This is a genomic window from Streptomyces sp. NPDC055025, from assembly GCF_053608565.1.
In genome coordinates, this window is sequence record NZ_JBSGVS010000004.1 from 46,134 (window position 1) to 69,463 (window position 23,330).

Here is a 23,330-nt window from a genome sequence, read left to right on the forward strand (position 1 = left end):
CTGCCCGTTCCTACCGATGAGAGCCCTTATGTTCTTCGACGTGTCCCTTCCGCGCCGCCGCAGATTCCGGCCGGCCGGCGCCGCCGCCCTCGCCCTCGGTCTGGCGGCCGTCACCGGGTGCAGCAGCGACAGCGGAGCCGGCGACGACACCGTGAAGGTCGGCCTGGTGGCCTCCCTGTCCGGCACCTACAAGCCGGTCGGTACCGACCTGCGCGCCGGCTTCGAGCTGTACCTGGACACCCACGACAACAAGCTGGGCGGACGCGAGGTCGAACTCATCGTGGCGGACGAGGGGGACGGTCCGCCCACCGCCGTGCCCGCGGCCACCAAGCTGGTCAAGAAGGACAAGGTCGACGCGCTGACGGGCCTCGTCGGCGGAGGCTCGGTCAACGCGGTGCTGCCGCTGGTCAACCAGGCCAAGATCCCCTTCCTGGGGTCGAACGGCCGGCCGGTCATCAAGGACCTCGAATACGTGTGGACGACGAGCTTCCTGTCCGACGAGCCGGGCAAGGCCATCGCCCCGTACGTCAAGGAGAAGGTCGACGGACCGGTCTACGCGATCGGCCCCGACTACCAGGGCGGCTACGACGAACTGCGCGGTTTCACCGACGAGTTCAAGCGTGTGGGGGGTGAACTCGCCAACCCGGACGGCAAGACCACCTGGACGCCGTTCCCGAAGACCACCAACTTCCTGCCGTACTTCGCCGAGATCGCCAAGACGGACGCCAAGGCGGTGTACTGCTTCTACGCCGGCAAGGCCGCGATCGACTTCGCCAAGCAGTACGCGCAGTCCGACATCGCCGATCTGCCGCTGTACACGGCCTTCGTCACCGAGGGCAGTGTGCTCCAGGCGCAGGGCGACGCGGCGAAGGACATCTACTCGGTCCTGAACTACGCGGCCGACCTCGACAACGCGGCCAACCGCAAGTTCGCCGCCGACTGGACGGCCAAGCACGACACGCAGCCCACCACGTACGCGATGGCGTCGTACGACGCGGCCGCCGTGCTGGACAAGGCGATCGCCGATGCCGCGAAGAACGGTGACGTGACGCCGCAGACCATCAACAAGGCCATCGCGGGTCTGGGCCAGATCGACAGCCCGCGCGGCGCCTGGGAGTTCGGCGACAAGGCGCACTCGCCGGTGCAGGCCTGGTATCTGCGTCAGGTTCGGCCGGACGGCAACCAGCTGGCCAACGTCATGGTCCAGGACCTGGCGACGCTCGGCGGCTGATGTGGAACTCCTTGATGCCCACCTCATGCCGGCGGTGGACGGGGTGGCCTACGGGCTGCTGCTGTTCGTGGTCGCCGCCGGTCTGAGTCTCGCCTTCGGCACCGCGGGCGTGCTGAATCTCTCGCACGGCACGCTGTACGCGATCGGCGCCTACACGGGGGCCGAGTTGAGCGACGGAACCTGGGGCGGCCTCGCCCTCGGGCTGGCCGCCGGAACCGCGGCGGCGTGCGTCGCCGGGGCGGGGCTGTCCGCCGCGACGGTTCCGCTCGCCAGGCGTGGGCATCTCGCTCAGGCACTGCTGACCTTCGGGCTCGCCCTGGTCGGCGGTGATCTGCTCATCCAGCTCTTCGGGGCGGACGAGCTTCCGGTACGCGTCCCCGAGGCCCTCGACTCCTCGGTGACGCTGCTGGGCCACCGGTACCCCGCGTACCGGCTCTGCTTCATCGTGATGGCCGTGCTGCTCGCCGTGTTCGGCACCTGGGTGCTGACCCGGACCCGCGTGGGCGCGGCGGTACGGGCCACCGCCGACGATCCGCAGATGCTCGCGGCCACCGGCCACAACCCCCGGGCGGTGCACACCGGCGTCCTCGCGGCGTCGGGTGCCCTGGCCGGTGCGGCGGGCGTGCTCGGGGCGCCGATCATCGGTCCCGGGCCCGGCACGTCCGAGAACGTGCTGATGCTGTCCCTCGTGGTGGTCGTGCTCGGCGGGCTGCGCTCGCTCTGGGCGACGTTCTTCGCGGCGATCGCCGTGGGCGAGGTCCAGACGCTGGGCGTCTCGGTGGCGCCGGACCTGGCGCCGTATCTGCTCTTCGCCGCGATGGCGGCGGTGCTGGTGCTCCGCTCGCGCTTCGCGGAACCGGCGACCGCGCACGGCCCGGAGGGCCCGTCCCCGGACCCGCTGGCCCGGCTCCGCCGCCACCTCGCCGCGCGGTGGCGACCGCGCGGGGCGACGGGGGCGGGTGCGGGCCGGGATGCCACGGCGCCCGGACAGATCCCGACGAACGACCCCGAGCGGGACGCCCGGCCGGCACCTGGGACGGATGAGGCGAAGTCCGTTACGGAGCACGCCCGTTCGGCCGGTGCGGCGGGGTCGTCCGGCAGGGGCGGGGGCGCGCTCGCCCGGATCGGTCGGCTTTCGCGCGGGGTCGCGTGGCGGCGGGCCGCTCCGCTGCTCGTGCTGCTCGCGCTGCTGCTCGCGCTGCCGGGGATGCTCGATCCGTACAGCATCTCGCTGGCCGGTTCCGCCCTGGCTCTGGGGCTGCTCGCGGTCAGTGTCACCGTTCTCACCGGCTACGCGGGACTGCCCACCCTCGGGCAGACCGCGCCGTACGCCGTCGGCGCGTACGCCACCGCGAATCTCGCGCAGGCCGGGTGGACCATGGGCCCGGTCCAGATCGTCCTCTCGGCGCTCGCGGCCGCGGTCTTCTCCGCGGTGACGGGGCCCGCCGTGATCCGGGCCCGTGGCACCACCGTGCTGATGATCACGCTGGCAATCGGTGAGCTGACCGGCGCGGTCATCAACCAGTTCAAGTCCGTCACCGGCGGCGCCGACGGTCTCGTCGGGTTCCCCTCCACACAGGCGCTGTGGGGCGGGGAGGGGATGTTCGAGGAGAGCGAGGTCTACACCTACGCGCTCGTCGTCGCCGTCATGGCCGTCACCGTCACCCTGCTCGTGCTGCGCTCCCCGGCCGGGAAGCTGCTGACCGGCACCCGGGGCGCCGAGGCGCGGATGCGTGCCTCGGGGCACCCGGTGGGGCGCTATCTGCTGGTGGCGCATGTCTGCGCCGGCGCGCTGGCCGGTGTCGGCGGCTCGCTGATGGTCACCGTCCAGCAGTATCTCTCCCCCGCCGACGTCGGCTTCGAGATCGCCGCGTTCGCGCTGCTGGCGGCCGTCATCGGCGGTACGACGTCCGTGATCGGCGCCCTGATGGGCGCCGGGCTGATCGTCATCACCCGGGACTGGGTCGCCAGTTCGTGGCCCGGCCACGGGCCGCTGCTGCTCGGCGTGCTGTTCGTCGCGGCCGTGTATCTGCTGCCTCGCGGTCTGGCCGGGCTGCGCGGCGGATCCGGTCGGAGCGGGCCGACGTCCGACGGGTCCCCGCCCGGCGAGCCCCGGCCCGGCGAGCCCCGGCCCGGCGAGCGGCCCCCGGTCGCGTCCACGTCCGCGCGCGCCACGCCCCCCACCGGGGAGGTCTCCCCATGACGCCCACGCCGACCGTCGCATCGGCATCCCCGGTGCTGGACCTCACCCGTCTCACCCGCAGCTACGGCAGTCTCACCGCCGTCGACGACGTCAGCCTGCGGCTTCCCGCGGGCGCCCGGCACGCCGTCATCGGCCCCAACGGCGCTGGCAAGACCACCCTGCTCAACCTCATCGCGGGTACCGACCGGCCCGACCGGGGCACCATCGTCCTGGACGGCACGGACATCACCCGTACGGCCACCGCCAGGCGCAGCCGTCTCGGTATCGCCCGCAGCTTCCAGCAGCCGTCGGTGATAGGCGAGTTGACGGTGCTGGAAAACGTCGTACTGGCCGGCTGGCCGCACCATCCGAAGCGCCGCGGTGCCTGGCGGCGCCCGTCCCGCTACCGGCTGCACACCGAGTCCGCGGGCCGCCATCTGGAGGCCGTCGGTCTCGCGGACATCGCCCACCGGCCGGCCTCGGCGCTCTCCCACGGACAGCGCCGCATGCTCGACCTCGCGGCCGCGCTGGCGGGCGAGCCACGCCTGCTGCTCCTGGACGAGCCGGCGGCCGGGCTGACCGACGGCGACATCGGCCGACTGCTCGGCGTCCTGGGAAGCCTGCCGGAGAGCGTCGCGATCGTGCTGGTCGAGCACCATGTCGAGGTCGTCGCCCAACTCGCCGCGACCGTGACCGTCCTGGCCGCCGGACGGGTGCTCGTCACCGGTCCGACCCAGGAGGTGCTCGCGCACCCCGAGGTCCGCGACGCCTACCACAACACCGGCAGGGCGGCGGACCAGGCCATGGCCGACGTCCCGGGCTCCGACACCGAGGCCGCCGGCGCGGCCACCGCCGGCCCGGCCGCCGACGCGTCCCCCGATCCGTCCCCCGATCCGTCCGCCGACGCGAGAGGATGACCGACCCCCGATGCTCGAACTCACCGGCCTGACCGCGGGCTACCACGGCGGCACCGTCCTCCACGGTCTCGATCTGTCGGTGCCCGCCGGCACGGTCCACGCCATCGTCGGCCACAACGGCGCCGGCAAGACCACCCTGGTCCACACCGTCGCCGGACTGACGCGCCCCAGCGCCGGCACCGTACGGCTCGACGGCCGGGATGTGACGGGACAGCCCGCACACCGGATCGCCCGCGCCGGGATCGGTCTCGTACCGCAGGGCCGCCGGGTGTTCGCCGGGCTCACCGTCGCCGAACACCTGCGGCTGTCCTACCGTCCGCCGCGCCGTGGCGACACCACACGCCCCAGCGTGTGGACCCCCGCGCGCGTCCTGGAACTGCTGCCCCGGCTGGGCGAGCGCCGGGGCAACCGCGGATCGGACCTGTCCGGCGGTGAACAGCAGATGCTGGCCCTGGCCCGCGCGCTGCTCGGCTCGCCGAACGTGCTGCTGCTCGACGAGCCGACCGAGGGCCTCGCGCCCGTACTCGTCCGGCAGGTCTACGAGCTGGTGACCACACTGGCGGACGAGGGCATCGCCGTACTGCTGGTGTCCCCCAGCCCTGCGCAGGCGGCCGAGTGCGCCCGTACGCTCACGGTTCTCACCTCGGGGCGGGCGACACTGCGACTGGACGGCGCGGACGCCCGTGCCGATGCCGGCGCGCTGCACGCCGCGCTCGAACTCGCGCCGACGGCACTCTGAGACGGAAGCGGTACCGGCCTACGAGCGGTACCGGCACGCGGGCGGTACCGGCCTACAAGCGGTACGGGGAGCGGGCGGTGACCGGTGCGCGGTCACCGCCCTCGTCGCGCTCCGGCCCTACCCGGCCTTGATGCTGTGGCCGCCGAAGCCGCTGCGCCGGTCGGAGCCCTTGTTCTGGTCCTGCCACCACACATCGAACTCCGGCTGGCCCATGGCGGACCAGTCCGGTGTGTTCTCGACCTGTGCGCTGCCCATCCTGCGGGCGAGCGCGACCATGGCCGTCCCGACGGCGCGGCGGTCGGCGTCGTACCTCGCCAGGACCTCCTGCCAGCCGCTCCCCGCCACCCAGGCGGCCTCCAGGGCGGTGGCGTCCTGGAGCGCCTTCACACTGCCGCCGCCGATGTGCGGCCGGGCGACACTGGCGGCGTCGCCGACGAGCGCCATCCGTCCCGAGGTGTAGTGGGGCACCTCCAGGTCGTAGATGGGCTGGATGAAAGTGGTCTCGGGAGGCGTGCGGAGCACCCTGAGAGCCCAGTACGGCGGGAAGTTGTCGGCCACCAGGGCCCGCAGACGCGCGGTCAGTTCCTCGTGCAGACGGCCCGGCGGCAGGGAGGTCGGGGTCCGCAGGTCGGGGTGGAGGCCGTCGGTCCGCGGGGGTGTCGTGTAGAGCACCCAGTTGAGCCGGTGCCCGCCGGCGCCGTCCGGGATGCGGTAGATCATGCAGTGGCCGCCGGGGAAGACGATGTTGTGCGCGTCCTGGCCGTCCGAGGGGAGGCCGGCGACGTCCGACGACGTGCCGCGCCAGCCGATGTAACCGGCGTACGTCGCGCTGACACCGGGGAACATGGCCTCGCGGACGACGGAGCGGTACCCGTCGGCCCCGATCACCACATCGAAGTGCTCCTGGTGTCCGTCCGCGAGCCGCAGTGTCACACCGTCGGCGTCCGGCTCCACACCGGTGACCGTCGCGCCGGACCGGTAGGAGACCTCCTCGGGCACCCGGCGGCGCAGCTCGCTCCACAGGGAGCCCCAGCTGTAGGCGCGGAAGGGGAACGGCTGCTCACCGATGGCCCGGCCGTGGTCCGCCTCGCCGTCGCGCATGCTCCACACCCGCCGGGTCAGGGGCGCCCAGGGCATCTCGGGTGCCACATAGCCCGCGTCCCTCAGCTCGTCGTACCGGTCGCTGTGAAGGGCGATTCCCACTCCCCTGTCGCGCAGTCGGGCGTCGGCCCGCTCGAAGACCGTGATCTTCCCGGCTCCGCCGCGCGACGCGGCCAAGGCCGTGGCACACCCCGCTATGCTGCCGCCGACCACAGCGACGCTGCCTCCGCGCATGACTGGCTCTCCCCTTTTGCTTGGTGTTCCGGTCACCGTTCCGGACGCTGTCGCAACGACATGACCGGCCGAAGTCCGCCTGGATCGGCGCTCGTTGGCCCGTTCCTCCGCGATCAGGTCCCGGACGGAATCCTATCGATCCGCGTCACCCTCGCGGCCACGCCGAGGGGCCTCGCGGCGCCGTTCACACGAAGACCGACTGGAGTCGCTGGTAGGAAGCCAGCCCTTCCGTGCCCAGTTCCCGTCCGAGTCCGCTGTCCTTCTCGCCTCCGAACGGGGCACCCAGATCGGTGCGCTGTCCGTTGACCGAGAAGACACCGGTGCGGACGCGGCGGGCGACGGTGATCGCGCGGTCCGTGTCGCCGGTCCACACACTGCCGGCCAGTCCGTAGGAGGAGTCGTTGGCAAGGCGTACGGCGTCGGTGTCGTCCCGGTAGGGGATCACACACAGGACAGGACCGAAGATCTCCTCCTGGGCGATGGTGGAGCGGTTGTCGACGTCCGCGAAAAGGGTGGGTTCGACGAACCATCCCGTTTCCAGGTGGCGGGGGCGGCCCCCTCCGGTCACCAGACGGGCCCCTTCCCCCACCCCCTTGGCGATATACCCTTCCACCCGCGTCCGGTGCTTCTCGCTGACCATGGGACCGATCCGTGTTCCCGGGTCGAAGGGGTCACCGACGACCAGCCCCGCCATCATGGACGCCACCGCTTCGACGGTCTCCTCGTAGCGGGAGCGCGGCGCCAGGATCCGGGTCGACGCCCAGCAGGTCTGGCCGCTGTCGAACAGGGTCATGGCCGAGAACGCGGGGCTGTTCACCACTGCTTCGATGTCCGCGTCGTCGAGCAGGACGGCAGCGGACTTGCCGCCGAGTTCGAGCGTGACGGGCCTGAGCAGGCGCGCGCAGTTCTCGGCGATCAGACGTCCGACGGCGGTCGACCCGGTGAACCCGATCTTGTCCACGTCCGGGTGACGGACGAGCGCGGCGCCGGCCTCGGTGCCGCCGAACACGATGTTCATGACTCCGGCCGGCAGGCCCGCTTCCCCGGCCGCGTCGGCGAGCAGGACGGAGTCGAGCACGGTTTCCGGCGACGGCTTGAGGATCACCGTGCATCCGGCGGCGAGGGCGGACGCGTATTTGAACGCCGCCAATGACTGGGGGAAGTTCCAAGGGGCGATGGCTCCGACCACGCCGACGGGTTCCCGGCGGATCAGTGTGCTCCCGGTGCCGTCGGCCCGTTCCCGTACGCGTTCGAGCGGCTCCCGCGTGATCAGTTCGGCAGCGTGCCGCAGCAGGAAGGCGGGTGCGCGCCCCTCGACCGGCTCGGAGAACACGATGGGCATACCGTTCTGGGCCGTGACCTGCCGGGCGGTCCGACCACCGCGTGCCTCCAACGCGGCGGCGAAACGGTTCAGCGCCTCCGCCCGGCGGGCGGGCTCCCAGTGCGCCCATCCCCCCGGGTCGTCGAACGCGGCACGGGCGGCCGACACCGCCGTATCGACATCCTCTTCATCAGCCTCCGGGACCGATCCGATGAACCGCTCGGACATCGGTGAGGTCACCGGAATACGGACTGTGGAATGCGGGGCGGCCCATCCGCCACCGATGAACAGCCGGTCATGTTCCGTAAACGTGTCACTTTCCATGGCTGTTTCCCCATGTTACGGAGGGATTATGGTTCCTTCAGGCGTCGCCCGGGGCACCGCCGAATGCGGCCACGGCCTCGAACAGATGGAGTGCCTGTTCGACGACGCCCTCGCGAGAGAATTGAATGCCGCCGTCCGCCCAGTTCAGAAGAATCTGGTTCACACCGCCGACCACGGCCAAGGACATCGCCGTGACATCGATTCCCGGGTCGGGCCAGTCCTCACGGAGCAGTGATTCCACCAGCTCGGCCATGTACCGCATCCCGCGCCGCCGTTCCTTCGCCGCCAGCGGGCCCGCCGCGAGGGATTCGATGAGTTTGACACGCCCCTTGCGCGGATCGTCGGTGACTCCGCGGGCCAGGACGTCGAGTACTCCTCGCGCCCTGTCGCGACGGGTTCCGGTCCTGTCGAGGACGCTCCGGCAGCGCGCGGCCTCTTCCTCGTTCATCTCCTTGAGGATTTCCGCCATCAATTCGTCGAGAGACGCGAAATTCTCCGCGAAATACCTGTCCTGCAACCTGCTGCGGCGCAGCACCGCGCGGATCGAGGTGCGGGTGTAGCCCTGGGCGTGGAAGAGATCGAGCCCGGCTTCCATGATGCGGTGGCGCCGTACCGAGACGCGTTCCTCGGCGGTCATGCCGTCATACGTTCTCATGCGACCAGACTCCTCGGGCTCCATGGTAGCGACGGCCGTGGCCCGCCGACCGGTCAGCGGCCCTCCGGCAGCGCTCCGCAGCCATCTGATGGCATGCGCCACCAGATGGGTGTACCCTGACGGACATCAGTAACAAATAAGACAAGTCGCCACCAGGTGGAGTCATCACCACCCGCCGGTGGCCGCCAGAACCAGGTGCGCCCGTCTGTCCGCCGGGCGGCGAATCCGGTCGCGGGGCGCGCGCCCAGCACAGCGCAACCGAGAGAAGCACGTGCCATGAAGGTGAATCACCTGTTCATCGGGGGGAAGTGGACGGCGCCCGCGGGCGGCGACACCATCACCGCGACATCCGCCAGCACCGGTGAATATCTGGGCTCGGCTCCCGCCGGGGTGGACCTGGACATCGACCACGCCGTCCAGGCGGCCCGCTCCGCGTTCGACGCGCCGGGCGGCTGGCCCACCTGGGAGCCGGAGCGGCGCGCGGCGGCCATGGTGAGGCTCGCGGAAGCACTGGACGCCGGAAGCGAGATGATGGCGAGGACCGTCAGCGCGCAGAACGGTATGCCGATCTCCACCGCCGAGCCCTTCGAGGGCAAGGTCCCGGCCATGCTGTTGCGTTACTACGCCGGGCTGGTCGCCGACGCGACCGGTGCGGCCGGTGCGACCGGTGAGGAAACCCGCGTCGGCCTGCCGCAGGGCACCACGGTGGTCCGCCGGGAACCCATAGGTGTGGTGGCGGCCATCATGACCTGGAACTTCCCCCAGACCATGGCTTTCTTCAAGATCGCTCCCGCCCTGGCGGCGGGCTGCACGCTCGTGCTCAAACCGGCGCCGCAGACAGTGCTGGACCCGGCGTTGCTGGCGGACGCGGTCGAGACGGCGGGTCTCCCCGAGGGCGTGATCAATATCGTGCCCGGCGGGCCCGAGGCAGGCGCGTACCTGGTCTCCCATCCCGGTGTCGACAAGGTGTCGTTCACCGGATCGACCGCGGCGGGCCGCCGGGTCGCCGCCGCGTGCGCGGCGCTGATACGGCCGGTGACCCTGGAACTGGGAGGCAAGTCGGCCGCGGTCATCCTCGATGACGCGGACCTGGGCTCCCACCTCGAACAGCTCTTCATGGCCAGCCTGATCAACAACGGCCAGACCTGCTTCGCCAGCACCAGGATCCTGGCTCCGCGCGGCCGCTATCCCGAGATCGTGGAGCTGTACACCGCGATGGCGCAAGGCGCCGTCGTGGGCGACGCGCTCGACCGCGCCACACAGATCGGCCCGCTCGTCAGCGCCCCGCAACGGGACCGGGTGGAGGGCTATGTCCGCCAGGGCCTCAGCGAGGGCGCCCGGCTGACCACGGGCGGAGGCCGGCCGGCCGGACTCGACCGGGGCTGGTTCGTCGAACCCACGATCCTCGCCGACGTGGACAACTCGTCCACCGTCGCGCGGGAGGAGATCTTCGGTCCTGTGCTGACCATCACGCCGTACGACGGCGAGGACGAGGCCGTACGTCTCGCCAACGACTCGGCGTACGGCCTGGCGGGCACGGTGTGGACGGCCGATCTCGACCGGGGCGCCCGGGTCGCCCGGCGCATCCGTACCGGGACGGTGGGACTCAACGGCTATCTCCCCGACATCACCTCCCCCTACGGCGGCAGGAAGGCCAGCGGACTCGGCAGGGAACTGGGCCCCGAAGGACTCCGGGCGTACCAGGAGCTCCAGTCGATCTACCGCCCATGACCGGACGCCCGGCGCGGTGACCGGACACGACCCGAGGACCACCCATGACCAGGACGGAAAGCTACGACTACCTCATCGTCGGCGCGGGGAGCGCCGGGTGCGTACTGGCCAACCGCCTCAGCGGTGACGGCTCCGCCCGCGTGCTCCTGCTGGAGGCCGGGCATCCCGACACCGACGAGACCCTGCGTATACCGGCCGCACTCGGGACGCTGTTCAAGTCGGACGTCGACTGGAACTACCGGACGGTCGAACAGTCACCGCCGGGCCGCACGTTCTACTGGCCCCGGGGCAGAACGCTGGGCGGATCGTCCTCCACCAACGTCATGATCTACATCCGGGGCAACAGGCACGACTACGACGGCTGGCGCGACGACTTCGGAGCGGACGGCTGGGGCTACGACGATGTACTCCCGTACTTCGTCGCATCCGAGTCCCACCGGCGTCTGCGCCCGCCCTATCACGGGTCGGACGGTCCGCTCCATGTCGAGGACCGCCTCTACACCCACGAACTGTCCAGCGCCTGGGTGGATTCGGCCCTGGCATGGGGACTCGACCACAACGACGACTTCGCCGGGCCGTCGCCGCTCGGCGCCGGCCCGTATCAGGTGACCTGTCACAACGGGCGCCGCTGCTCCACCGCCGACGCCTATCTGCACCCGGTCCTCGCACGCCCCAATCTCACCGTACGGTCCGGCACCTTGGTGACGCGGATCGTTCTGGCGGGCTCCAGGGCGGCCGGTGTGTCGTATCTGGCGGACGGGGCGGAGGAGACCGCGTACGCCGACGCGGAGGTCGTCGTCTGCGCGGGAGCCGTCAACTCACCGCAGCTGCTGCTTCTGTCCGGGATAGGGCCCCCGGACGACCTCGGTGATCTGGACATCGATGTGCGGGTGCCACTGCCGGGAGTCGGGCGCAATCTCCAGGACCAACTGCTGGCCCCCGTCGTGTGGGAGACCAGGAACACCAGCGACATCGTCCGGGACCTGCTCACACCGGAGCATCTGGAACTGTGGCGCACCACGGGCGGCGGACCGTTCGCCTCCAACTACGGAGAGGTCGGCGCGTTCCTCAGCTCCACCGAAGGCGGGCGCAGGCACGACAGGCCCGACATCCAACTGTGCGGCGGGGCAACGGCCTTGATCCTCAGCGGAGAGGAGATACCTCAGCGGCCGGTGTTCACGATGAACTCGACCGCCCTGAATCCGGCAGCGCGCGGGACCGTCCGCCTCGCGTCGTCCGATCCACGGGCGCACCCGCTCATCGATCCCCGGTATTTCGACGATCCCGCGGATCTGGACCTCCTGACCGAGGGGCTTCGGGCAGTGGCCGGCATCGCGCACTGCCCGCCCTTCGCCGATCACCTCGCCCGCCCGTACCTTCCGGACACCAAGGACCTCGACTCCCTCGACGACGCGGCGTGGCACGCCCATATCCGCGAGTGGAGCGCCACGTGCTACCACCCGGTGGGGACATGCGCGATGGGCCACGGCGAAGAGTCCGTGGTGGACCCCCGGCTCAGGGTGCGCGGTGTGGACGGGCTGCGTGTCGTGGACGCCTCGGTCATGCCGACGGTGACCAGTGGGAACACCAACGCTCCCACCATCATGATCGCGGAGAAGGCCGCCGCGCTCCTCCGAGCGGGGGCCTGGGCCAGGGCCTAAGAGCGGATCGGGCGGGAACCCGAGCAGTGAAAGAACGGTGGAGCAAAGACCGGTGGAGCTGGGGGCGGTGGTGACGGAGGCGCGACGGCGAACCATCGCGACTACGCTGTGCGACCGCTCGACCACGTGAGGTTTCCGCTCCGGGTATCGTGATACGCGGCAACAACCGACCCGACAGGAGTGCTGCTGAATGATCTGGCGCGCCGAAATGCTCGATCAGCTCGACCTCTACTGGGAGCACCACTTGATGCCCCGGCTGGCTGGTCTGACCGACGACGAATACCTCTGGGAGCCGGTGCCGGACTGCTGGACGGTCCGGACCGACGAGGACGGCCGGGCGATGTTCGACTGGCAGGAGCCGGTTCCGGAACCGCCTCCGGTGACCACCATCGCCTGGCGTCTGACCCATGTCGCGCTCCAGGTGCTCGGTACGCGGACGAGCGCGCACTTCGGCGACGGTTCGCTGACCATGGAGACCGCGCCCCTGCCGGTCACCGCCGAGGACGGCGTCACGGCGCTGCGGGAGCAATACCACGCCTGGCGCAAGGGGGTGATCTCGCTCGATGACACGACGTTGCGGCGGCCGATAGGGGACGCCGAAGGCAAGTGGGGGGAACGGCCGATGGCCACACTGGTCCTGCACGTCAATCGTGAGGTCATGCATCACGGAGCGGAGATCGCCCTGCTCCGTGATCTCTATCGCGCTCACGCCTCGTGACCACCGCATCCGGTCACCGGGCCCGGTGACCGGTGACCGGCACCCCCCGCGCCCCGAACGGACCTGAGTACGTCAGACGACGCGAAGCGGCAGCCGGCTCAGCCGGCTCGCGCGCGCGACGTGCGCCGCTTCCTTCTCCATCTCCTTCAGCGGCAGACGGCCGCTGTCCGGGAAGGGGGTCACCACGATCTCCTGGTCGAGGATCTCCCACACTCCGACGACTCGGCCGTGTATCACGACGATCGGTGAGATCCATCCGGCGGCACGGCTCACCGCGGAACGGTGCTCCGCCGCGAGTATCACCTCGTCCTTGGTTCCGGGGCCGAGAACGTACTGATCGAAACTGCCGAGCAGCCGGGCCCCCTTGTACGGGGCGATGTCGGCGATCTCGTTCGCGTGTTCCGTCAGCATCAGCGCCTGGCGGCCTTCGACATCGACTTCGGTCAGCTTGTCGCCCATGTCCTTGAACCAGCCCCGCAGCTTCGGCTTGCTCGTGCTGTTGAGCGACAGCCAGCGATCGAAGATCTCAGGAGTGGCAGGACCGTAGGCACCCAGATACGACTCGATCACCACGGGTGCCGCCTCGTCGGGCTCGGGAACCTTCTTCCAGTCCGATCCGAACTGCCTCTCCGGCAGGGTGAATGTGATCTTGTTGCCCTGATTCGGACCGTGGCACAGGACACCGCGCCATGCCAGCGGCTTGAGCACCGAGCCCCATCCCGATCGCAGCCGCTCCTCCATGCTCTGGAATCGCTTGTCGGCCACCAGCCGGGTGACCAACTGGTCCCTGGTGAGCACGGCACCCTCGTCGAGGATGGCGGCCACCTCTTCGGTCAACTCGTCGATCTGCTTCGGTGAGACTCCGGAGGCCTTCTGCCAGGAGGGTTTGAGCCAGCTGCCCGTCGATGCCATGAGGGACAGATAGGCGCCGGCCTCACTCGGGCGCAGCAGATGGAGGGTTCCACGCATCGCCCAGGTCTTCATCAGCGTCCGATCGGCGACACCCCGGTCAACACTGTCCCTGTCGGGTGTCGCCTGCCGTAACGCGACGGCCAACTCACCGGCACTCCAGACCTGCGCCTGAACACCACACAGTCTGCTGACAATCTCGCTCGCGTCACCTTTACTGCGCGGGTCCAGGAATTGCCGCCGCATCCGCCACGCGAATACCTGACTCCAGCTGACCTTCACACGACACCCCTCTCAGACAACAGGTGCTCACCCTACACCGCGACCACGTACGTCACTTGTCGGGACAAGCTCCAATGCCCAAGGGATTACTGCACATACAACTCGTGTTCGCGAGTCTCGATCCGCGTGCGGATATCGGGCGGCGGATGTCAGACCGCGGAAGTCAGGCTGCGGATGCGGCCTCCGTCCACAGATCGATGGGACTGCCCAGCCGGACGGACTCCACGGATATCATCCGGTACCCGGTCGCCGCCATCGAATGCGCGAGCATTCCCCGTACGCCGTGCAATTGGAGCGCGGTGCGACTGGCGACCTGGGCGTGTTCGGCCGTGACGGCCAGAACCGCCGCCGCGGCCGGGCGCTCGTCACAGTCGAATTCCCAGGCCGCTCGGTGCAGCAGCAGTCGCCAGCCGTCCGCTTCGCCCTTCAGCAGCGCCAATCGGTGCGCGACCGTCTGCCGCTCCACGAGCGGCTTGCCGGATTGTGTACGTGTGTTGACATGGGTGCGTGCCACATCCAGGATCCGGTCGGCCATGCCCAGCAGCAGGGCCGCCTGGCGGAGTCTCGCCGCCGCGAGGGCACGCTCCGCGTGGTCCGCGCTCACCGGCAGCGGCTCGGCGACCGCTCCGTCGAACCGCAACCGCGAGGCGGGCGTGCCGAAATGGTCGATGGACTCGACGGAGCAGGTATCGGCCTGCGGGAGTACGAGGTACCACCCGCTCCCGCCGTCCTCGTCCACGGCCCGTACCACGCACAGCCCGACGTCGCCGCGGGGCAGCGGTTCCGACTCGCCCCACAGCCTCCTCCCCGACGTCACCCGCACCCCGGCCGGGAGGTGCGCGCCGACCGGCACCGCCTGCCGCGTTCCCTTGTGCACATCGGCGATGACCTCCGCCAGACGCTCCGTCCGCACGTCGTCGCTGTCGAGCATGTCGAGCGCGAACACGGTCTCGCGGTAACCGCCCGACGGCGCCAGCGCGTACCCCAGACGGTCGTTGACCACGATGTCGGCGCTCAGCCCCAGCGCGAGGCCGCCGAAGCGTTCCGGTGCGCTGAGGGTGGGCACGCCTATGGTCGCCAGCTGGGCGGAGAGTTCGCCGGTGCGGGTCAGCACCGCGTCCACCGCGTCCCGCAGTCGCTCTTGAAGCGGATCGAGTCGCAGGTCCATCGCGGTCAGTCCCCCGTCAGCCCGTTGTCGAATACGCGAGCACTGCTCACGATGTCCAGCATGACCTCCGAGGCACCGCCGGAGATGGTCATTCCGGGTGCCTCACGGAAGGCCGCCTCCAGCACGCGGTCCCCGGCGCCGGGTCCGCGTTCCAGCATCTCCGGACCCAGCGCGTTCAACGCCCACCACGCGATCCGCTGGGCGGTTTCGCTGCAGTGCCATTTGGCGAACGACGACTCGGCGATGTCGGGGGTCCCCTGCTGGAGGTTCTGCATCACCTGACAGCTCAGCAGCTTGCTGGCCTCCAGCCTCGTCCGGTGGCGCGCGAGGTCGACACGGACGAGGTCGGCCGGCCGCCGGCCGTCCTCGGTGAGACGGTCCGCGGCCACGTTCAGCCAGTGCCTCCCCCGCGCGTAGTAGTCCAGGCCGGTGCGTTCCGCGGCGAACATCTGGGTGATCAGCGACCATCCCGCGCCGGCGCTGCCGAACAGCGCGTCCTCGTCCACCCGCACATCGGTGAACCAGATGTCGTGGAACTGCTCGTCGGCCAGACTGGGGATGGGACGGATGACCACGCCGGGTGCGTCCAGCGGTACGAGGAAGAGGGTGATCCCTTCGTACTGGCTGCTCCGCGGGTCCGTACGCACCGCGCAGAGGGCCAGGTCGGCGTAGGCGCTCTTGAGGTTGTAGGTCTTGCGCCCGTTGATGACCCATCCGGTGCTGTCCCGGACCGCCGTCGTGGTCATACCCGCCAGGTCGGAGCCGTGTCCCGGTTCGGTGAACAGGATGCACGCGGTCAGGTCGGCGCTCGCCATCGCGGGCAGCAGTGTTCCGCGCTGCGGCTCGGAGCCCGCCGCCAGAATCAGCGAGCCGACGTTCTGCACCGAGATGCAGTACAGGTTCTGTGGTATCCGATGGGCGACGAGCTGCTCCAGCAGCGCCACCGTCGCGGTGAAGTCGAGGCCCCTGCCGCCGTACTCGACCGGCCACGAGGGGGCGAGAATTCCCGCGTCGCCGAGATACCGGTACAGCTCACGGACGTCACCGTCCATGCCGTCCTCCCGGGCCTGGACGTTCCGCAGCAGCCGTGCGGTCTGTGGCGTCCGCAGAATCCCGTCGACCTCGTTCGCGAAGTCGAGAGTCTCCGGTGGAACATCGAAATCCACGTTCCGGCTCCTTGTCGGTAGTCCGCGGGCGCTCAGAGCATCGGTGGTCAAGCCGCCCGGATCGCGGCGTGGACCGTCCGCAGGATCCGGGACCTGTTCTCGGTGAGGAAGAAGTGTCCGCCCGGCAGCACGGAGAGGGTGAAGGCCCCTGACGTCTGGTCCGCCCAGGGGCGCATCGCCGTCGGTGGCACCTCGGGGTCGCCGTCCCCGCACCACGCGGAGACCGGGCACGACAGCAGCGGTCCTCGGTCGCAGCGATACTTCTCGATCATCGCGAAATCCGCTCTGATCGTGGGAATGAGCAGGTCCAGCAACTCGGCGTGGTCGAAGACCGCCTCGTCCGCGGCACCGTACTCCCGCAGCATCTGGACGAACTCGTCGCGCGGAAGGTCGCTGACGCGATGCACGGGACGGGCGATGGTCGGTGCGGGACGGCCGCTCACGAACAAGTGCCGGACGGGGCGGCCGAGGGCGATGAGCCGCCTGGAGACCTCGAAGGCCAGGATGGCGCCCATGCTGTGTCCGAACAGCAGGGGCTCGGTGGGCTCGGCGGCGATCAGTTCGGCGATCTCGTCGGCGAGCTCAAGCATGTCGGTGGCCGGCGGCTCGCTCATCCTGGCCCCGCGGCCGGGCAACTGGACCGGTACCAGTTCGACCGGCCCGGTGAAGTCCCGTACCCAGTCGGCGTAGTAGGTCGCCGAGCCGCCCGCGAAGGGGAAGCAGTACAGACTGTGGCTCGCGGTGGCGGAGCGGAACCGGTGGTCGAACCACAACCGCGCGCTGGGCCGGTGGATCTGGTGGCTGCTCACCTGGCGGCCACGTTCCGGGGCGTGAACCGCACCGGCATGTTCTTGTAGCCCGGCACGAAGTGCGAGGCGACATGGCGCACCTCACCGGCGATCTCGACGGTGTCCACCAGGTCCAGCATCTCGTCGAGGAAGATCTCCAGCCCCACTTTGGCCAGACCGGCGCCGATGCAGTAGTGCGGTCCGACACCGAACGCGACGTGCCTGTTCGGCTGGCGCGTGACATCGAAGGTGTAGGGGTCCTTGAAGACCCGCTCGTCGCGGTTGGCCGAACCCAGCCAGGCACTGACCGGTTCGCCTGCCCGGATGGTCCGTCCGTGCAGCTCCAGATCCGAGACGGCGTATCGCATGAGCGCGGTGACCGGCGACGACCAGCGCAGAAGCTCCTGGAGGCAGGAGGCGCGAAGATCCGGGTTCTCCCGCACCGCCTGGAACTGTTCGGGGTGCTCGGCCCACAGGGTGAACAAGGTGCAGAGCGCATGGGGCGTGGTGACATTGGCGCCGATGAGCAGCACGAAGCAGTTCAGCAGTGCCTGCTCCTGCGACAGCGGTCCCTCCGTCAGGTCCATCGCGCGCAGCGTGCCGATCACATCGGGATCGGCGTCGTCGCGGGAACGACTGGAGAATTCCTCGCGGAAGTACTCGAACAGCTCGTGCCGGGCCTGGCGTACGGTCGCCTGCCCGCTGCCGGTGGAGTAGTCCGGGTCGTCGTAGGCGATCGTCATCATGACCAGCTCCACCAGCCGCTCCCAGGACTCGGGGGGCAGACCCATGAGCGTGCCGGTGACAGCCATCGGGAACATCATCGTCGACTTGGCGATGTCGTAGACATCGGCCTGGAGCGCCGACTGGAGCATGTCCCGCGCCAGGTTGCGGAGCAGCTCCTCCTGTGTGGCGACCACACGCGGGGCGAACGCCTTGTTCAGCGGTTCCCGGAACTCCCTGTGCCGCGGCGGATCGGTGTCGGCCAGCATGTTGTCGGTCGCGATGTCCGGCGTATTCAGGTCAAGTATGCTCAGAATCGTGCCTCGCCGGGAGGAGAACTCCGCGTGGCTGCGCAGGACCCTGCTGACGTCCTCATGGCGGGTCACCACCCAGAACGGCTCCCGTCCGCCGCCGGGGTCCGCCCGGTAGAGGGGCTGGTTCTCACGCAGCTCGGCCCACAGCGCGTGCATGTCCGTCGAGGCGTGGAAACCGGAGTCGAGCAGATCGGGAGCCTCGAAGTGCACGGGGCAGAACGGCGGCTTGGAGATAATCATCAACCGTGCCTCTCGGATTCGATGACCAGAGCGCGGACTTCACGTGTGGCTGATCCGACGTCCATGTTGTGTATGTAGAGTCTCATGCAGAGGCAACACTAACGGTGGAGTCTATGAGAGGCAACCCGGTCGGAGTGGTGAGGGGCAAGGGGTGACAGGGTGACACAGTCGGCCTCCTGGTAGCCGCCGACAACGGCGGCGGTGGCAGCGGTGGCGGGCTCAGACGACACGGAGCCGCCGCTCCCACAGGTATTCGTAGAACGGCAGATGGTGCTCGTAGAAGCGCCGCAGCGAGGGATCGTTGTCGATCGTCCGCTCATAGGTCCTCGGCCGGCGTTCCACCGTCGAGCTGGCGCTGACATCGGTGTGCCAGCGGGCCGACTGACGCCATTCCGGCCTCTCCCCCGGCCGCCAGCTCAGAGCGTCGCCGCGGAACGGCAGATCCACCGCCTCGCAGTACGCCCGCACCGTCGCCTCCGGGCGGTCGACGAAGTCGTCGGAGTCCAGGACCACGGGATCGCCGCCGGCTTCGAGCACCGCCCGGTAGATCCGGTGGAGATATTCGAGGCCTACTTCACGCAGGTCCATATCCGGTTTGATCGCCGCGAACGACGGGATGATCTCCCGCGGATCGCGCAGCAGGAAAGCGTGCCGTCCGCTCTTCAGGAAGTCCTGGCGCTCGAATACGGCGTCGTACTGACAGTCGGTGGTGTCCTTGAAGAACACGGCCCGCTCTTCGGAGATTTCGAGCAGTACGTCCATCAGGGCGTCCGTGGAATGTATCCCGCGCTCGCCCACCTCGGTCCTGCCGTCATTGACGATATTGCAGAACGGTTCGTGCAACGACAGCAGATCGGGGCGCTCCAGCATCGTCCGGAAGAACACCGTGGAACGGGAGCGTGGTGCGCTCCACAGGGCGAGCAGCGAACGGCGGTCCGCGGGCGCGCTCATCGCGTCAGCCTCTCTTCGGTCCGGAGCGACGCGTGTCTCATGACTTCTCCGCCGCTTCCAACGACTCGATCTCCTCGATCACCCAGTCGACGATGAATCCCGCGACATCGATCCCGGTCGCGTCGATGGCACCGTGGAACTCGGGGGTGTGGTTGACCTCATTCGCGTACATGCGTTCCTGCTGGTCGATCAGTATGTCGACGCCGAGGAAGCCCCCGCCCACCGCACGCGCCGCCGCCAGGGCCAGCTCGGTCAGTTCGGGGGTGATCGGGCAGGGTGTGGCGGCGCCGCCGATGGCGGTGTTGGTCCGCCAGTCGTCCACCGCGTTCTTGTAGATGGCGCAGACCACCCGGTCGCCCGCGACATACGACTTGATGTCACGTCCGGGCTTGTCGATGTGCTCCTGGAGATAGAACACGTGCTGCTGCGGGTTCGGCAGGGCGGCCCGGTGTTCCAGGATGGACCTGCCCTGCTCCTCGTCGTGGATCCGGGTCGTCAGATGCCCCCATGATCCGGTCACCGGCTTGGCGACCACGGGATAGCCCAGCTTGGCCATGGCGTCCAGCGCGGACGGGGCTCCCCACGCGACCGCCGCCTGCGGGATCGGGAGTCCGTCGGCGTGGAACGCCACCGCGGTACGGAGCTTGTCCCCGCAGACGTCCAGTGTCTCCGGCCGGTTGAGGGTGGGAACCCCGAGTCCGCTCAGCACGGACGCGACGGAGGTGGCGCGGCTGTGGCTCACTTCGCGCATGAGCGCCGCGCGATAGGGCGGACGGCCGTCGGTGAGCAGCACCGTCAGTTTCCTCGGGTCCACGTGCTCGTAGAGCAGACCGCGCCGCTCGAACGACTCCAGGATCAGTCGCTCCTCCCGGCGGATCCGGGAGGCGACGACGGCTATCGGCATACCGGTTCTGTCCACGACTGCCCTTCCCGATCTACGCCGTACATCAGTCGGCGTGGGTCCATGCCGGGTGGTTCGGATACTGGTCCCCGACCGGTCATGCCGATCGGGACAACACGTCCGCCGCGAGCTCCAGTTGTTCGAGCGCGACATCGAGGCGGCGGACGAGTTCCGTACTGTGCCTTCGCAGCTCGTCGAACCGGTGCCGCTCCCAGACCCGCGCGTGCGCGCCCGTCATACGCACTCCGGTCCAGCCGTGCGCGACGGCGTCCACACCGGCCGCGGCCTCCGCGAGTTCGAGGATCTCCCACTTCTTCCCCTGCTGACGCAGGAACTCCGCGTGCAGGCCGGTCTGTGCCTGGATGTTCCAGCTGATCACGTACAGCTCGCTCAGCGCGTCGGCGGCCGCGGCCGTACCGGGGGTGAGCGAGCACAGTTCGCCGAGGTATCGCCGCAGGCCCGCCGCGCCCGTCTGGATGCCGGCGGGGGATTCCCGCCGGTAGCGGGCGACGTTGTCCCGTATCACCCGGCCGAGCCAGTCGAGGTCGGGGTCCAGGACGGGTCCCCGCATACGGGTCCGCAGCCAGCGCCGGCCACTGGGGCTGGCGCTGAAGAACACGTCGGCGTCGTCGGGCGGGTTGGGCGACCCCCAGCTCGCCAGGAAATCGGCGACGGGGATCGCGCCCTGGAACGCGGGCGGTTGGGCGTCGGACACGAACACCTCGGACGAGGTGATCCCGTACACCACCAGGAGATGCGCTGCGTGCACGTCGTGGAAGGCGGGACGGAACGGCAGATGGAAGTTGTCCACCGCGGCGATGGGCAGCACGCCCGCCGCCAGGGCGTCGCGCAGTTCGTCCAGTCCGTCGTCTCCGCCGCGGTGCCAGGTCGACTCGAACGGGTGGTACAGGGCGAGCCGTTGGGCGAGCGAGTCGGGTTCCGAGAGGAAGTAGTACTCCTCGGAGGTCCAGGCCCCGGGGCGGCGGCGGAACTCCCACGGTGCGCCCAGGACGGTGACCGGGTCATGACCGTCATGGAGCAGCACGGTCGCGAGCGTGGCGTGCAGACAGCTGCCCAGGTCGCGTGTCCACAACTGGATCCGCTCCGCGGTGTCGCTCATATCGCCGTCCCCTCCGCGAGCCGTGCGTCGAGTCCGGTCAGCAGGGTGACGGCGAAGACATGCAACGCGACGGACCGCGGCAGCCGTAGCGCCCGCGCGGAGCTGGCGCGTGGCATACCGACCCGGGTCAGCCACATCGTGGTGGGCAGGCCCTGCTGGACATGGTGGGGGTAGTGCATCCGACGGGTGCGGAACGCGGGCACCTCGCCGAACGCCGGTGTGCCGTCCAGGAAATCCGAGACGCCCACCCGGAGCGCGTCGCAGTGGCCGTCCTCGTAATGTGCCCAGAGCGTGCTGTCGCCGCGCCGTTCCGAGGCGGCGAGCAGGTAGATCCAGTCGTATGGACGGGACGGGATGTCGATGAGCTGTCCCTCGCACCGTACGTTGTCCCCTTCGGCGTGGGCGTCCGCCCACTGGAAGGGGATGCCGGCCACCTCGATCAGGGCGCCGGGCTCGGGCAGTTCTTCCGCCGGGAAGGAGTTCCCCCATGCGTTCAACCGTCCGTGCTCAAGATCGGCGACGCTGGTGGTGGCCCGGTTGTTGAGCAGGTCGTCGATACCGATCAGACAGAATTCCGGCGGTGACGTCACTCCGGGCAGCGTCCGCACGGGGCGGTCGGACTTCGTTCGGGTGAGCACCGAATCGCTTGATATCTGGCTCATCGAACCCCCGGTCACGGAAGAGAGGTGTGAGTGCGCCCCGCCACGCCGGCAAGGTCGAGGACGGTGTTGAAGTCGACAATCATCGTGTCCCGCCAGCCCGGCGCGTGCGGATCCTCGCTGCGGATCTCGCTGACGGAGTGCTCCATCGTCGTGTCGGACAGCAGCAGGGTCTCCAGCGGCTCGGTCATGGTGACCGTGTACTGCGCCCGCGACTCACGGCGCCGGAAGAGCTGGTTCTCGCCTCCGCCGCACTGGTGCCGTCCGATCAGATGGATCGCCACATACGCGTGGCCGTCCGAGTGCCGTCCCTCCGGCGCGGGTTCGGAGGCTTCCTGGGCGTCGGCTATGACGCGGATGAAGTGGATTCCGAGTTCCCAGTCGCGTTTCCCCGCCACCTCGTTGACGAGTGCGACGGTCTCGCTCAGGATCCGGGTGAATTGGGTGCTCGCCAACGCGGTGTCGGTCAGCGGCTCGAATACGCGCAACTGATCGCCGAACGCGCGGTTGACCATTTTGGTCTGGAAGAACTCGCTGCCGTGCAACGGCTCAAGAATGCCGTCGCGGTGGGCGAGTACTCTGCCGTACCGGCGATTTCGGCGGCACCGTGCCGAGCCGAGGTAGGCATCCGGAACCAATTCGTTCCACGATGCCGCGAACCGCTGCCAGTCGTCTCCCTCGGTCGGCAGACGCAGACGGCCATGTGTCCAGCCGTACTGGGCGAAGTCGTCGGCGCGAAGTTCTCCGGGCGTCGACTTGTCGTCCATCACCGGGTCCCGACCTGAACGTCCGGATCCGATCCGCCCGATCGGGTGCTGCTCCTCCTGTTGGTAACTACCGCATGCTCAAGTGCCCGGTCGGAGTCGTCCATCATTGGCTTCCCCTCAGCGGTTCAACGTGAACGCGTGTCATCTGGCCCAGAGTGTGGCGCTACCCTCCCGGTTCTCTTCCGTCTCAGGTGCCCTGGAGAGGAGAACCGGTGCCGTGATCACCACCTCGAGCTCAGTCGAGCACGATGGGTAGACAGGATTCTCTGCGACCCTCGGTGTGCGGCGATCTGCGTTGATTGCAGTCTCTGTGTAGAAGCCACAGTCATCGCGAGAATTATACTACATACACTTACATCGATGTCTTGTCGGCTGTCGCCCCGGTCGCGGCTTTCGGGCCCGGTGGAACACGTCCAACAGGGGTGGATCCACCGGTCGACAGGGGCTGGTGTCCCAACTTCGCAGTATGTGAAGAGTCGGTGCGGGACCGGACCCGGGACAGATGGATCGCACCGTCCCGGGTCCGGG

General features: G+C 69.3%; 20 protein-coding genes. 7 read left to right on the forward strand and 13 right to left on the reverse strand.

The window, feature by feature from the left end; all coding sequences use genetic code 11:
- The first annotated feature begins 28 nt into the window (after window positions 1-28).
- The 4 genes from ACWGDX_RS03880 to ACWGDX_RS03895 are packed head-to-tail and all read left to right on the forward strand — an operon-like array spanning window position 29 to window position 5,069.
- A complete protein-coding gene (locus tag ACWGDX_RS03880) occupies window positions 29-1,231 on the forward strand; it encodes an ABC transporter substrate-binding protein (protein ID WP_453621939.1) in 1,203 nt (400 codons plus the stop codon).
- 1 nt (window position 1,232) lies between these two features.
- Window positions 1,233-3,434: a branched-chain amino acid ABC transporter permease gene (locus ACWGDX_RS03885; protein ID WP_453621941.1), complete on the forward strand. Its 2,202-nt coding sequence runs from the start codon at window positions 1,233-1,235 to the stop codon at window positions 3,432-3,434.
- Window positions 3,431-4,330 carry an ABC transporter ATP-binding protein gene (locus tag ACWGDX_RS03890; protein ID WP_453621943.1) on the forward strand — a complete coding sequence of 300 codons (900 nt, stop codon included), beginning with the start codon at window positions 3,431-3,433 and terminating at the stop codon, window positions 4,328-4,330. Before ACWGDX_RS03885 ends, ACWGDX_RS03890 begins: the two co-directional genes overlap by 4 nt.
- A 10-nt stretch (window positions 4,331-4,340) precedes the next feature.
- Window positions 4,341-5,069: an ABC transporter ATP-binding protein gene (locus ACWGDX_RS03895; RefSeq protein WP_453621945.1), complete on the forward strand. Its 729-nt coding sequence runs from the start codon at window positions 4,341-4,343 to the stop codon at window positions 5,067-5,069.
- Between the two features lie 117 nt (window positions 5,070-5,186).
- Here ACWGDX_RS03895 and ACWGDX_RS03900 read toward each other — a convergent pair whose 3' ends face one another.
- The 3 genes from ACWGDX_RS03900 to ACWGDX_RS03910 form a co-directional block, all read right to left on the reverse strand.
- Complete coding sequence (locus ACWGDX_RS03900; RefSeq protein WP_453621947.1) at window positions 5,187-6,404, reverse strand: FAD-dependent monooxygenase; 1,218 nt, start codon at window positions 6,402-6,404, stop codon at window positions 5,187-5,189.
- A gap of 184 nt (window positions 6,405-6,588) precedes the next feature.
- Window positions 6,589-8,049 carry an aldehyde dehydrogenase gene (locus ACWGDX_RS03905; RefSeq protein ID WP_453621949.1) on the reverse strand — a complete coding sequence of 487 codons (1,461 nt, stop codon included), beginning with the start codon at window positions 8,047-8,049 and terminating at the stop codon, window positions 6,589-6,591.
- A gap of 37 nt (window positions 8,050-8,086) precedes the next feature.
- Window positions 8,087-8,704 (reverse strand): TetR/AcrR family transcriptional regulator, encoded by a 618-nt coding sequence (locus ACWGDX_RS03910; RefSeq protein ID WP_453621951.1) that lies wholly within the window; start codon window positions 8,702-8,704, stop codon window positions 8,087-8,089.
- Between the two features lie 276 nt (window positions 8,705-8,980).
- On the opposite strand from ACWGDX_RS03910, the gene ACWGDX_RS03915 reads away from it, so the two are divergent.
- The 3 genes from ACWGDX_RS03915 (at window position 8,981) to ACWGDX_RS03925 (ending at window position 12,814) form a co-directional block, all read left to right on the forward strand.
- Window positions 8,981-10,435 (forward strand): aldehyde dehydrogenase, encoded by a 1,455-nt coding sequence (locus tag ACWGDX_RS03915; protein ID WP_453621953.1) that lies wholly within the window; start codon window positions 8,981-8,983, stop codon window positions 10,433-10,435.
- A gap of 44 nt (window positions 10,436-10,479) precedes the next feature.
- Complete coding sequence (locus ACWGDX_RS03920) at window positions 10,480-12,096, forward strand: GMC family oxidoreductase (protein WP_453621955.1); 1,617 nt, start codon at window positions 10,480-10,482, stop codon at window positions 12,094-12,096.
- A gap of 190 nt (window positions 12,097-12,286) precedes the next feature.
- A complete protein-coding gene (locus ACWGDX_RS03925) occupies window positions 12,287-12,814 on the forward strand; it encodes a DinB family protein (protein WP_453621957.1) in 528 nt (175 codons plus the stop codon).
- A gap of 72 nt (window positions 12,815-12,886) precedes the next feature.
- Here ACWGDX_RS03925 and ACWGDX_RS03930 read toward each other — a convergent pair whose 3' ends face one another.
- The 10 genes from ACWGDX_RS03930 to ACWGDX_RS03975 form a co-directional block, all read right to left on the reverse strand.
- Entirely contained in the window at window positions 12,887-13,969 is a 1,083-nt protein-coding gene (locus tag ACWGDX_RS03930) for a winged helix DNA-binding domain-containing protein (RefSeq protein ID WP_453622186.1), read from the reverse strand.
- 199 nt (window positions 13,970-14,168) lie between these two features.
- Window positions 14,169-15,173 carry an acyl-CoA dehydrogenase family protein gene (locus tag ACWGDX_RS03935; protein WP_453621959.1) on the reverse strand — a complete coding sequence of 335 codons (1,005 nt, stop codon included), beginning with the start codon at window positions 15,171-15,173 and terminating at the stop codon, window positions 14,169-14,171.
- A 5-nt stretch (window positions 15,174-15,178) separates the two neighbouring features.
- On the reverse strand, window positions 15,179-16,339 hold the full coding sequence (locus ACWGDX_RS03940) for an acyl-CoA dehydrogenase family protein (protein WP_453621961.1): 1,161 nt from the start codon (window positions 16,337-16,339) through the stop codon (window positions 15,179-15,181).
- 47 nt (window positions 16,340-16,386) lie between these two features.
- Entirely contained in the window at window positions 16,387-17,148 is a 762-nt protein-coding gene (locus ACWGDX_RS03945) for a thioesterase II family protein (RefSeq protein ID WP_453621963.1), read from the reverse strand.
- A complete protein-coding gene (locus ACWGDX_RS03950; protein ID WP_453621965.1) occupies window positions 17,145-18,404 on the reverse strand; it encodes a cytochrome P450 in 1,260 nt (419 codons plus the stop codon). The genes ACWGDX_RS03945 and ACWGDX_RS03950 overlap by 4 nt, the downstream gene beginning before the upstream one ends.
- 219 nt (window positions 18,405-18,623) lie before the next feature.
- Complete coding sequence (locus ACWGDX_RS03955) at window positions 18,624-19,355, reverse strand: sulfotransferase-like domain-containing protein (RefSeq protein ID WP_453621967.1); 732 nt, start codon at window positions 19,353-19,355, stop codon at window positions 18,624-18,626.
- Between the two features lie 37 nt (window positions 19,356-19,392).
- The gene (lysX, locus tag ACWGDX_RS03960; protein ID WP_453621969.1) at window positions 19,393-20,274 is read right to left on the reverse strand and encodes a lysine biosynthesis protein LysX; all 882 of its coding nucleotides are present in this window, start codon (window positions 20,272-20,274) and stop codon (window positions 19,393-19,395) included.
- A gap of 79 nt (window positions 20,275-20,353) precedes the next feature.
- Complete coding sequence (locus ACWGDX_RS03965) at window positions 20,354-21,376, reverse strand: BtrH N-terminal domain-containing protein (RefSeq protein ID WP_453621971.1); 1,023 nt, start codon at window positions 21,374-21,376, stop codon at window positions 20,354-20,356.
- Window positions 21,373-21,966 carry a hypothetical protein gene (locus ACWGDX_RS03970; protein WP_453621973.1) on the reverse strand — a complete coding sequence of 198 codons (594 nt, stop codon included), beginning with the start codon at window positions 21,964-21,966 and terminating at the stop codon, window positions 21,373-21,375. The genes ACWGDX_RS03965 and ACWGDX_RS03970 overlap by 4 nt, the downstream gene beginning before the upstream one ends.
- Window positions 21,967-22,049: 83 nt before the next feature.
- Complete coding sequence (locus ACWGDX_RS03975) at window positions 22,050-22,802, reverse strand: 2OG-Fe dioxygenase family protein (RefSeq protein ID WP_453621975.1); 753 nt, start codon at window positions 22,800-22,802, stop codon at window positions 22,050-22,052.
- Window positions 22,803-23,330: the final 528 nt, after the last annotated feature.

What these genes read in the sequence shown, in the direction of transcription:
- ACWGDX_RS03935 (WP_453621959.1), bottom strand. Translation starts at nt 15,173, where the DNA reads ATGGACCTGCGACTCGATCCGCTTCAAGAGCGACTGCGGGACGCGGTG.
- ACWGDX_RS03910 (WP_453621951.1), bottom strand. Translation starts at nt 8,704, where the DNA reads ATGAGAACGTATGACGGCATGACCGCCGAGGAACGCGTCTCGGTACGG.
- ACWGDX_RS03920 (WP_453621955.1), top strand. Translation starts at nt 10,480, where the DNA reads ATGACCAGGACGGAAAGCTACGACTACCTCATCGTCGGCGCGGGGAGC.
- ACWGDX_RS03975 (WP_453621975.1), bottom strand. Translation starts at nt 22,802, where the DNA reads ATGGACGACAAGTCGACGCCCGGAGAACTTCGCGCCGACGACTTCGCC.
- ACWGDX_RS03955 (WP_453621967.1), bottom strand. Translation starts at nt 19,355, where the DNA reads ATGAGCGCGCCCGCGGACCGCCGTTCGCTGCTCGCCCTGTGGAGCGCA.
- ACWGDX_RS03895 (WP_453621945.1), top strand. Translation starts at nt 4,341, where the DNA reads ATGCTCGAACTCACCGGCCTGACCGCGGGCTACCACGGCGGCACCGTC.
- ACWGDX_RS03905 (WP_453621949.1), bottom strand. Translation starts at nt 8,049, where the DNA reads ATGGAAAGTGACACGTTTACGGAACATGACCGGCTGTTCATCGGTGGC.
- ACWGDX_RS03915 (WP_453621953.1), top strand. Translation starts at nt 8,981, where the DNA reads ATGAAGGTGAATCACCTGTTCATCGGGGGGAAGTGGACGGCGCCCGCG.
- ACWGDX_RS03950 (WP_453621965.1), bottom strand. Translation starts at nt 18,404, where the DNA reads ATGATTATCTCCAAGCCGCCGTTCTGCCCCGTGCACTTCGAGGCTCCC.
- ACWGDX_RS03925 (WP_453621957.1), top strand. Translation starts at nt 12,287, where the DNA reads ATGATCTGGCGCGCCGAAATGCTCGATCAGCTCGACCTCTACTGGGAG.
- ACWGDX_RS03965 (WP_453621971.1), bottom strand. Translation starts at nt 21,376, where the DNA reads ATGAGCGACACCGCGGAGCGGATCCAGTTGTGGACACGCGACCTGGGC.
- ACWGDX_RS03880 (WP_453621939.1), top strand. Translation starts at nt 29, where the DNA reads ATGTTCTTCGACGTGTCCCTTCCGCGCCGCCGCAGATTCCGGCCGGCC.
- ACWGDX_RS03930 (WP_453622186.1), bottom strand. Translation starts at nt 13,969, where the DNA reads ATGCGGCGGCAATTCCTGGACCCGCGCAGTAAAGGTGACGCGAGCGAG.
- ACWGDX_RS03900 (WP_453621947.1), bottom strand. Translation starts at nt 6,404, where the DNA reads ATGCGCGGAGGCAGCGTCGCTGTGGTCGGCGGCAGCATAGCGGGGTGT.
- ACWGDX_RS03890 (WP_453621943.1), top strand. Translation starts at nt 3,431, where the DNA reads ATGACGCCCACGCCGACCGTCGCATCGGCATCCCCGGTGCTGGACCTC.